Here is a 9242-nt window from a genome sequence, read left to right on the forward strand (position 1 = left end):
TGTTGATTTCCACCCAGAACTGACCCGGGTTTTCCATCGAGAAGTGACCCACCTTGGATTATGCTGAGCGGGTCATGATTGGGTCAAGACATGGCTTCCCTCCCTCTTTTTCCGGGTGGCCGCGGCCGCGCTGTCCTTGAAGCGGAAGCTGTCGTTTCCGGTCTCGAGGATGTGGCAACGATGGGTCAGCCGATCGAGAAGCGCGGTGGTCATCTTGGCGTCACCGAACACTGTGGCCCACTCGCTGAAGCTGAGGTTCGTGGTGATGATCACGCTGGTGCGCTCGTAGAGCTTGCTCAGCAGATGGAAGAGCAAGGCGCCTCCTGACGCGCTGAACGGCAAGTACCCGAGCTCATCCAGGATCACCAGGTCGAGGCGGGTGAGGGTCTCCGCGATGTGTCCGGCTTTTCCCTTGGCCTTCTCCTGCTCAAGAGCGTTAACGAGTTCGATGGTCGAGAAGAAGCGCACTCTCCGGCGATGATGCTCGATGGCATGGATGCCAAGCGCGGTTGCGATATGAGTCTTCCCAGTGCCGGGGCCGCCGATGAGAACGACGTTCTGCGCTCCTTCCATGAACTCGCCGCGATGCAACTGGCGCACCGTGGCCTCGTTCATCTCGCTGGACGAGAAGTCGAAGTTGGGCAGATCCTTGTAGGCAGGGAAGCGTGCCACCTTCATGTGGTAGGCGATCGAGCGCACCTCGCGCTCCGCGACCTCAGCCTTCAGGAGCTGCGTCAGGATCGGCACGGCGGCTTCGAACGCCGGCGCACCCTGGTCGATCAGGTCGGTCACGGCTTGAGCCATCCCGTGCATCTTGAGGCTGCGCAGCATGATCACGATGGCACCGCTGGCTGGGTCATGACGCATGGCGGCCACCAGCATCGCGAGGCCGCAGTTCGTCATAGCGTTCCACATTGGCCCGGGGCTCTCGCTTTAGGGCCAAGGCGCCCGGCGGGTCGATGGAGGGAGCGTCGGTCGACTTTCCGTCGATCAGGCGGTGCAGAAGATTCAGGACGTGGGTCTTGGTCGCGACGCCCTCGGAGAGCGCCAGCTCGACCGCGTTCAGCACCACTTGCTCGTCGTGATGCAAGACCAAGGCAAGGATATCGACCATCTCCCGGTCTCCCCCGGGGCGTCGCAGCAATTGGCTCTGCAATTGCCGGAAGGCGGGCGGCATATCCACGAAGGGGGCGCCATTGCGCAGGGCTCCGGGCTTTCGCTGGATGACGGCCAGGTAGTGGCGCCAGTCGTAGATCGTTCTGCCGTGCAGATGGTGAGATCGCTGGATCAGCCGCTCGTGCTCGCACAGGATTTGCCCTTCCGCAGCGACCACGAGACGATCGGGGTAAATCCGGAGGCTGACTGGTCTATTGGCGAAGGAGGCGGGGACGCTGTAGCGATTGCGCTCGAAGCTGCTCAAGCAGGTCGGTGACACGCGCTTGCTCTGCTCGACAAAGCCGTCGAAGGCGGGTGGCAACTGCATGAGCGCCGCTCGCTCCCAGCCCCAGACATCCGCGATGCTACCCGCGAGGGTGCCATGGGGTGTCTCGCGCCAGAACTCCATGCAGCGCCGCTCCAGCCATGCGTTCAGCGAAGCAAGGTCGGGGAAGGTCGGCATGGGGTTCCATAAGCGCGGGCGGGCGTCCTGGACGTTCTTTTCGACCTGACCCTTTTCCCAACCCGCCGCCGGATTGCAGAACTCTGGCTCGAACACGTAGTGGTTTGCCATGGCCAGGAAGCGCATGTTCACCTGACGCTCTTTGCCACGGCCAACCCGGTCCACCGCCGTCTTCATGTTGTCGTAGATCCCACGCTCCGGAACGCCGCCAAAGACGCGGAAGCCGTGCCAGTGGGCATCGAACAGCCTCTCGTGGGTCTGCAGCATATAGGCTCGGACGAGGAAGGCGCGGCTGTGAGACAGCTTGATATGCGCGACCTGCAGCTTCGTGCGCTCTCCGCCAAGCACCGCGTGGTCTTCGCTCCAGTCGAACTGGAAGGCCTCCCCGGGCCGGAACGACAAGGGGACGAAGATGCCGCGCCCGGTGGTCTGCTGCTCGCGCTGGCGTTCTACCCGCCATTTTCGGGCGAAGGCCGCAACCCGGTTGTAGGACCCCGTGTAGCCGAGCGCCACGAGGTCGCCATGCAACTGCTTCAGGGTTCGGCGCTGCTTGCGTGACTTCGCAGCCTCCGTCTTCAGCCACGCGGCAAGCTTGTCGGCGTAGGGATCAAGCTTGCTCGACCGGGCCGGAATGCTGAACTTCGGCTCGATCGTGCCTGCTCTCAGATATTTCTTGATGGTGTTCCGCGACAGGCCGGTTCGGCGCGCGATCTCTCGGATCGGTAGCTTTTCCCGCAAAGCCATGCGGCGGATGACGTTCAAAAGTCCCATGTGGATCACTCCGGAATCCCCCGCTGCAAGCTGCGTCGCGGGGAGGGTCACATGGGTCAATTCTCAATGGAAATTACGCGCTCTCCCGGGTCAGTTCTGGGTGGAAATCAACAGAGAGGCGGCAATGAGGACGGGAGGTCGAGATCATTTCCCGGCTGTCTGCCAGCATCGGTCAGCTGGCGCGACAGTGAGCGGGAGCGCTCTCGACCTCCCGATGGACGGAGCCTGCGGACACCCGACGATGGCCCCGTGTCCAAGGGAGCGGAGAAGCGTCTCATGCGCCAGGTGCGGCAAGCCCATGAGCCAACAAAGGTCCCCCCGGAAACCCCACCGTTTCAAAGAAAAAGGGCGGCCCACGAAGGAGCCGCCCTCATAGAACAAATCAGGCTGCGCGGCTTACCAGGAGGTCAGCACGGTGCCGTGGTACTTCTCTTCGATGAACGCCTTGATCTCGGGGCTGTGGTAGGCGTCGATCAGCGGCTGCACCCAGTCCTGCTCCTCGTCGCCCTCACGCACCACGATGATGTTCACGTAAGGGTTGTCGGCGCTTTCCATGGCGATGGAATCTTCCTTCGGGTTCAGGCCCGAGGCGATCGCGTAGTTGGTGTTGATCAGCGCCGCGTCGAGGTCGGCCAGCGAGCGCGGGAGCTGCGCGGCGTCGAGCTCGCGGAAGCGCATGTCCTTGGGGTTCTCGACCACGTCGAGGACCGTGGGGACGAGGCCGGTGCCCTCGGCCAGCTTGATCAGTCCCAGTTGCTGCAGCACCAGCAGCGCGCGGCCGCCGTTGGTGGGGTCGTTCGGGATGCCCATGGAGCCGCCCTCGGGGAAGTCGTCCATCGCGGTGATCTTGTCGGAATAGACGCCCATCGGGGTGGTGATCGTGGTCGCAATCGGCACCAGCGCGAAGCCGCGGTCCTTGATCTGGTTGTCGAGATAGGGCTCGTGCTGGAACGAGTTGGCTTCGATGTCGCCATCGGCCAGCGCCTGGTTCGGCACCACGTAATCCGAGAATTCGACCACGTCGATGTTCAGGCCCATGGGCTCGGCGATCTTGGCCACCTCTTCCATGATCTCGGCATGCTCGCCGGGCGAGACACCGACCTTGATGTCGGCGGCGGTCGCGGCACCGGCCATCAGGGCCAGCGCGGAGACGAGGGGGATCATACGCTTCATGGGATTTCTCCTTCCATCTGCGTTCTTATGGTTGGTTCAGCGGCCGCGGTTGCGCGGCGCGCGCTTGTCGACCAGCCGTGCCAGCCCCTCACCCAGGGACTGCACCAGCTGGACCAGCACGATGAGGATGACCACGACCGCCAGCATGACCTCGGGCATGAAGCGCTGGTAGCCGTAACGGATGCCGAGATCGCCAAGGCCCTCGCCGCCCACGGCGCCCACCATGGCCGAGTAGCCGATCAGGCTGACCACGGCGAGCGTGAGCCCCAGCGCGATGCCGGGCAGGGCCTCGGGGATCAGCACCTTGCGGATGATCTGCAGCGGCGTGGCGCCCATGGCGCGGGCGGCCTCGATGAGCCCGCTGTCGACCTCGCGGATGGCGTTCTCGACCAGCCGCGCGATGAAGGGCACGGCGGCGATGGTCAGCGGCACGATGGCGGCGGTGGTGCCGATGGACGTGCCCGCGACGAGCCGGGTGAAGGGGATGATCGCCACCACGAGGATGATGAAGGGCACCGAGCGCGTGGCGTTGACCACCAGCCCCAGAACCTTGTTCACCGCCGGCGAGGACAAGAGCTCGCCCCGCTGCGACACCGCGAGATAGGTCCCCAGCGGCAGGCCCAGCAGGGTGCCGAGCGCGCCGGAGACGGCGACCATGTAGAGCGTCTGCAGGGTCGCTTCGAGAAGCATGTTGATGAGGTTAGCCGACATAGCCGAGGACCTCCGTGAGTAGTTGGTGGCGTTCCAGGTAGGCGCGGGCCTCGGCGGCGCGCTCGGCCTCGACCGAGACCAACAGGTTGCCGAACGGATGCGCGCCGATCTCCTCGATGGCACCGGCCAGAATGTTGACGGCGATCCCCAGTTCCGAGGTCAGTTTGGCCAGCATCGGGTCGGTGGCATGGCGCCCGGCGAAGGTGATGCGGATCACCTCCTGCGACGGCCCCTGCGGCCGCTCGGCCTGAAGCCGGCCCGCGATGAAACTCGGCAGGGTGATGCCGGTGATCCCCGACAGGAACGACCGCGTGGTGGGGTGCTTCGGATCGGCGAAGACGTCGTAGGTCGGCCCCGCCTCGACGATGCGCCCGCCGTCGATCACCGCCACATGGCTGGCGATTTCGCGCACGACCGCCATCTCGTGGGTGATCAGCAGGATCGTGAGGCCCAAGTCGCGGTTGATGTCGGCAAGCAGCTTCAGCACCGTCTGGGTGGTCTCGGGGTCGAGCGCCGAGGTGGCCTCGTCCGACAACAGCACCTTGGGCTGGGTGGCCAGCGCCCGGGCGATGCCCACGCGCTGCTTCTGCCCGCCCGAGAGCTCTGCCGGGTAGCGGCGGCTCAGGTCCTGCAAGCCGACGCGCGCGATCAGGTCGTCGACGCGGCGCTTGATCTCGGCCGAGGGCACGCCCGCGATCTCGAGCGGCAGGGCCACGTTGCCGTAGACCGTGCGCGAGCTCAGCAGGTTGAAATGCTGGAAGATCATGCCGACGTCGCGCCGGATCCGGCGCAGCTCGGCAGCGCCCGCGCGGCCGACGTCATGGCCGGCGACGGTCACCGTGCCGGAGGTCGGCTGCTCGAGCCCGTTGATCATGCGCAGGAGCGTCGACTTGCCCGCGCCCGAGCGCCCGATGATCCCGGTGATCGTGCCCGCCGGCACGTCGAGAGTGACGCCCTCGAGCGCCATGACCTGGCCGGAGCCCTTCTTGTCGAAGGACTTTCCCAAGTTCTGGAAGGTGATCGCGGCACCTGATGTCTGTCTGTCGGCCATCCAAGCCTCTCGTCTGCACCCATGTCCTCCGTCCGGCGCGATAGAGCGGATATGCGTCTGGAGCGCAAGACCAGGGACCGCACAATCGCTGTGCCCTCAGAGCGGGTCTGCCCAATCGGCCCCACAGGCCCGAGCGTGCATATTTGGACATCTTGAAGAACGTTTATAGAACGGATCAGGCGTCTGGTGCGCGCAGGTACATGGCGACGTTTTCGGCAGAGAACTTGTAGCTTCTTCCATCGGCGAGACGCTCTGCGCTGACGGGGTATTTGGGCCGGTTCGGGTTGATGGCGGTGATACGGAAGGCCTCGCCCTGGGTTCTGAAGGTCCGGCCATAGTCGGCGGGCTGCAACCCGAGGCTGCTGGCGAGGGCTTCGAACAGGGCCTTGTCGGGAGAGAAGATCGCACCATCGGCCATTGGGATGCCGACGCGGAACGCGATGCCGAATCCATGGCGCAGGTCGATGTCGCTGAGCTCACCGCCCTCGACGGTCAGCCCGTGGGTTTCGGCCACGCCCTGGCAGGCGGCGAGCAGATCGCGGCGCAAGCGATCGCAGAGTGTCGGGGTCAGGTTGCGCGGCGGCGGCACCTTGGTGGTGTCTGCCTGCGCTGGTGGCCTGGCCGCTGCGGGTGGTTTTTTCCTGCTGCTCTTTCTCACATCGAAGCCTTTGCCTTGTAGACGGTGCCGCGCGAGATGCCCATGTCGCGGGCGATCTCCGTGGGGGACTGGCCGGCGGCCAGTCTGGCCTGAACAGCGGCCATATCGATTTTGGCCGGCCGGCCACGATAGACGCCCCGGCGTTTGGCGGCGGTAATGCCTTCAGCCTGCCGCTCCTGGCGCAGGTTGGTCTCGAACTCGGCAAAGACACCGAGCATGTCGAAGAAGGCCTTGCCCGCGGCGGTGGACGTGTCCACCGGTTGCTCGGTGGCAGCGAGATGTGCGCCCTTTTCCTTCAGCCGTGCGACGATGACCTGCAGATCGCGCATGGAGCGCGCCAGGCGGTCGATGCGGGTGACCACCAGTGTCTCTCCGGGGTGGATGAAGTCGAGGATGGTCTTCAATTCGGAGCGGTCTTCCAGACTGGCACCACTCTTCTGTTCCCGGCGCACCATGCCGCAGCCCGCGGCTGTCAGCGCGGCGATCTGGGCGTCGAGGTTCTGATCCACCGTCGAGGTTCGGGCATAACCGATTTTGGCGCCGGAGCTGTTCATTTTGGGTGTGCCTGTGACATGGGGTGTTCAATAACGTGGTTAAGACCCAAAATAAACACCAAAGTGACCGTGTGCAGTGTTCATGCCGCACGTCATCATGGGTATACCCATAATGAGCGTCAAGCCGCCATGCGTTCGTAGTCAATCCGAGTGGACAGGTCGATGTCGTAGCGGCCATAGGGAGTGATGTGCGCGTAGATCAGCGGGGTCAGGCCGCGATAATCCTCAGGCGACAGCCGGTCCTGCCAGTTCGGGTCCGACAGGACCGACTGGACCATGCGCGTGTTCACATAGACCATAGACGCTTGGACCAGTTGCAGCGCCAGGGCGGAGATCTCCTGGTCGGCGATGCGGTTCGAGGCGATCTCACCGCCCTTGCCGAAGAACACGAACCCGTTCGAGCTGTTCCAATTCTCGACGACGTTCAGGCCTTCGTGGATTTCCCGGCGAAGGGCTTCCGACCGCAGATAGCGGCACAGGAAGATCGTCTTGATGGCACGACCCAGTTCGGCCAGCGCTTTGTAGGTCGGGTGCATCACGTCAGTCCGGGCGAACCGGCGCAGGATCGCCTCGGGGTCGGCGGTGCCATGTTGCATGGCGGCGGCGTATTTGACCATCTCGTCATATTGCTGCTCGATCTCGGCCCAATCGACCACGTTCGACAAGATCGGCGCCAGGTTCGGCAGGCGCGCCCGCATGCCCGCGGCGGGAAGAACCAGCTTCTGGCGGGCAATTGCTTTCAGACGTGGTGCCAATTCGAATCCAAGCAGATGGCAGAAGGCGAACCCGACAGCGGTCTGACCATGGGTGTCGACGTATTGACGCTGGATTTCCATGTCGGTGCAGTGACGGAGCACGCCCTCGATCATCGCCGCAACCTCGGAGGACGAACACCTCTTGAGCTGTGAATAGATGCAGGTCGCCTGGCGCTCGACATGCCAGTAGATCATCACCCCGCGCCCGCCATAGCGCGCATGCCATTCCGTCATCAGGTTGCGGTCCCAGGCGCCGAACTTGGTGGAATCCGATCCACAAGCCGTGCCTGCCTCGCCCCAGATCGCCGGATTGCGTACCGCCAGTGTCGCATCGGCCACGCGTGCCGCGGCGGCACGCAGCGCGTTCGGGTCGACATAGCGGCGGTGGATATGGAGCAGTTCGTCATAGCTGATGTCACCGACACCGGCGGCAACGCGTTTGATCCCGGCATTGGTTCCCGCGGCATAGAGCGCCAGCAGCAACCGCCGGTCCCGGTCTGCACGCGGCACGGCTTCGCGGCTGGCGGAGGTCTCGAAGCAGTCCAGAAATCCCGTGTCCAGGGCCGTTTCCTTGAGGACATCGAGAAGGCCGGTCATCGGCCAGACGCGTTCGACTTCGCGCTTGAGAGCACCCAGCCCCAGCGGCTCAGGTGCGGGTGCGAAGGGCGTGATCCTGATCCGGTTCTCTCCGGATGTTCGCAGCCGGACATGGCCATTTTCCGGCAGGGTCCGGTTCAGAAGGTGTAGTTCGCGCGTCAGATCATCGCGCACCTGCGCGACAAACGCACCGGCGTCCAGGGAGAGGCCAAGACCCTGATAATATATGTCCCTCTGCACCTCGAAATCGGCAGGCAGGTCATCATCGGGGTTGCGGTAGCGGTCGGCGCCATCGACCCAGATTTCCTTCGCGCGCACTCGCTCACGCAACTGCGCCAGGACACAGAGCTCGAAGGAGATCACATTCAGACGGCCGGCCGCATCGATGACGCCCTCGCGCCATTTGGCGGGAACTGACCCCTCAGGGGCCAGATCGGCAGGCACAACCCGCCGTCCACCCTGTTGCCATCGCTGAATCAAGTCGAGCGCGTCCAGGATCGGGCGCCAGCTTGCATTGTTCGATCGGAATTGCAGCACAGCCAGAAGCGGTGGCACCATCCGGCGGTAGTGGCTGGCATAGGAGCCACGCATCACCGTCTGAATGCGGCCGTCAAGCGTGCCCTTGGCCCGATCTTCCTCGATCACCGCCTTCAGCCTGGCCACGCTCGCGACAGGATAAATGACCTCGAGCACCCGACCCTCGGGGTCGTCCACCGCAGCAATGGCCATGTCGACAAGCAGGCGCTCCTTGCCATGGACCCGCTCGATATCCCGCGCAATTGACCCCACCACCCGGCGCCGCGACCGCGTCTGCATCCGGTGAATGATTTCAAGCAGAAGGTCGATCAGCGCGTCTATCATCTGGGCGCGACGGTGCATGAGATGGAGCGCGAAGAGCCCCAGCCGCCGCGTGTCGCCGTGGCGGCGCATCTCGGCCGCGGTCTCACCATCGACCCGGCGGGACAGGCGCTGAATCAGGGCAGGATCGACATTGGTGATGGTGTCGAACGGCAGACCGAGCGTGTTCACGAATGCCAATCGCGTTGCCGCCGCCAGGATGCTCTCAAGCGTGGCGGCACCCGCATCCGCTTTCAAGCTCAGAAACCCCGTGGCGCATTTGGGATCGGCCAGGCTGGCCTCCAGTTTCCCGCGTGTCTCACCGGGCAGGCTATCGGCAATCCTCGCAAGAAGGTTTTCAACGGCATCGTGCCGAGCCCCGCGCACCAACCGCTCCATGATCTTGTCCGACGGCACGAAATATCCCCGCGCGCGGCTCTTGCGATACCCGAGTTCGACCTGGTTCTCGATCTTCCAGAAAGCCCCCTGAAACATCTCGGCCAGTTCGCCCCGCAAC

The 9242-nt window shown here is 64.2% G+C and carries 8 protein-coding genes; all 8 read right to left on the bottom strand.

Features of this window, described 5'->3' with window-relative positions; all coding sequences use genetic code 11:
• Positions 1 to 72: 72 nt before the first annotated feature.
• The gene (istB, locus tag B6V72_RS18620; RefSeq protein WP_088736337.1) at positions 73 to 867 is read right to left on the bottom strand and encodes an IS21-like element helper ATPase IstB; all 795 of its coding nucleotides are present in this window, start codon (positions 865 to 867) and stop codon (positions 73 to 75) included.
• Positions 857 to 2389 (bottom strand): IS21 family transposase, encoded by a 1533-nt coding sequence (gene istA, locus B6V72_RS18625; protein WP_088736338.1) that lies wholly within the window; start codon positions 2387 to 2389, stop codon positions 857 to 859. Before istA ends, istB begins: the two co-directional genes overlap by 11 nt.
• Before the next feature lie 396 nt (positions 2390 to 2785).
• Positions 2786 to 3562: a MetQ/NlpA family ABC transporter substrate-binding protein gene (locus B6V72_RS18630; protein ID WP_088736332.1), complete on the bottom strand. Its 777-nt coding sequence runs from the start codon at positions 3560 to 3562 to the stop codon at positions 2786 to 2788.
• 36 nt (positions 3563 to 3598) lie between these two features.
• Positions 3599 to 4273: a methionine ABC transporter permease gene (locus tag B6V72_RS18635; protein WP_088736333.1), complete on the bottom strand. Its 675-nt coding sequence runs from the start codon at positions 4271 to 4273 to the stop codon at positions 3599 to 3601.
• Positions 4263 to 5324 (bottom strand): methionine ABC transporter ATP-binding protein, encoded by a 1062-nt coding sequence (locus B6V72_RS18640; protein WP_088736334.1) that lies wholly within the window; start codon positions 5322 to 5324, stop codon positions 4263 to 4265. Before B6V72_RS18640 ends, B6V72_RS18635 begins: the two co-directional genes overlap by 11 nt.
• Positions 5325 to 5499: 175 nt before the next feature.
• Positions 5500 to 5982, bottom strand: coding sequence for a hypothetical protein (locus B6V72_RS18645; protein ID WP_240497766.1), 483 nt, complete (start codon positions 5980 to 5982; stop codon positions 5500 to 5502).
• The gene (locus B6V72_RS18650; RefSeq protein WP_088736336.1) at positions 5979 to 6536 is read right to left on the bottom strand and encodes a recombinase family protein; all 558 of its coding nucleotides are present in this window, start codon (positions 6534 to 6536) and stop codon (positions 5979 to 5981) included. Before B6V72_RS18650 ends, B6V72_RS18645 begins: the two co-directional genes overlap by 4 nt.
• A gap of 119 nt (positions 6537 to 6655) precedes the next feature.
• The coding region (locus tag B6V72_RS18655; protein WP_146696233.1) for a Tn3 family transposase at positions 6656 to 9242 on the bottom strand (2587 nt) is incomplete at its 5' end.

It is taken from the genome of Thioclava sp. F34-6 (assembly GCF_002213235.1).
GTDB classification, from domain to species: domain Bacteria; phylum Pseudomonadota; class Alphaproteobacteria; order Rhodobacterales; family Rhodobacteraceae; genus Thioclava; species Thioclava nitratireducens.